At 55.5% G+C, this 1,365-nt stretch carries 1 protein-coding gene; it reads right to left on the bottom strand.

All coding sequences use genetic code 11. From position 1 onward, the window contains the following. Positions 1–1,365, bottom strand: a 1,365-nt coding sequence (locus EXE47_RS18205; protein WP_137708623.1) for a PAS domain-containing protein, incomplete at both ends; no start/stop codon positions are given.

Genomic DNA, 1,365 nt, shown 5'->3' with positions numbered 1-1,365 from the left:
GTCGTTCTGCTGAAATTTCTCAGCCACTTCCGCCGAGTGTAAATCTGCTGCCCGTTTTCCGGCGATGTCGGTATCGTCAGCAATGTCAAACAGGTCCCGATGATATTGATTCATATACACGTACTCGTGATCGGTGTTTCGAATCCACATCGCGGACTCAACGCTATCGATAACACCCTGTAGTTGGTTGGTGGTCTGGCGGAGTTCGGCTTCACGTTCTCGTTGCTCGGTGACATCCCGGAGTGTGCCGACCGACCCGTTGAACTCCTCGCCATCGTACGGAAGGACGCCCATATGATCTTCGCAGACGATTGGATCGCCTTCGCGGGGGTGGACCGTCACTTCGAATGTTACCGCTTCCGGGCCATCGCTCGATAGTAACTGTCCCAATTCCTGCTCGGCCCGTTGGACGGCCTCTTCGTCTTTGATCAGCGATGGTGTGTTCCCGAGAATCGTTTCCCGGTCGTAGCCGACTAATTCCACCAACTCGTCGTTAACGTAGGTGAACTGCCCCTTTTCGTCAACCACGTACACCGCATCACTGAGTGCCTCGATGATCGTCTCGTACTCTTCTAATTCAGTCTTCCGCCGCTCTCGGTCGGTAACATCCTGAAACTTCGAAAAAATCGTCTGGACGTCCCCATCTGCGTCGGTGACGACACGGTTGTGCCACTCGCAGGTGATTACCTCCCCATCCTTTCGGACGTTCCTATTGATCACGTGGGTTCCGCCGTCCGCATCAAGGAGTTTTTCTACAGCATCACCCACCTGTCCGCGGTCGTCACCAGCGACAATCCCCTCCCATGACTCGCCACACAACTCTGCCTCACTGTAGCCGAGAATCTCTTCGGCCCGTCTGTTCATCCGTTCAAACTGGAATTCAGAATCCCACTGGACTGCCCCAAGTGGTGATTCTTCAAAAAACAGCGATAATTGCTTCTGTCGCTGCCGAGCGGTCCGTTCGTGCTCCTCACGCTCAGTAATATCGTGACCGGCCCCCCGGAGCTTCGTTACCTCCCCCCCATTCTCGACAACCGGAGTAATTGTCATATCGAGGAGACGTTCCTCGCCGTCACCCGGTTGGAGTCGCCATGTGTCGTACAGTTCTTCGCGCGTCTCCAGCACCTTGTCGAGTGTATGCTGGATGTCTTCGCGGTCGTCTGGATGGAACAGTTTCAGCGCCTCCTCCAGAGGCATTTCGTGTTGGTTACGACGGCCAATGATTCGCCGGGTGCCTGCCGTCAGCACGACAGTATTGCTCTCTGTGTCCAGTTCGAAACCACCTGTATCACCGTTGAATTCCGTCAATCGCATCAACTGTTCTTGTCTGTCGGCCCGCTCGGCTTCGCGGCGGGTCCGAACGGC

Source organism: Halorubrum sp. GN12_10-3_MGM (assembly GCF_005435235.1).
Taxonomy (GTDB): domain Archaea; phylum Halobacteriota; class Halobacteria; order Halobacteriales; family Haloferacaceae; genus Halorubrum; species Halorubrum ezzemoulense.
This window is presented reverse-complemented; position numbering and strand designations above follow the sequence as displayed.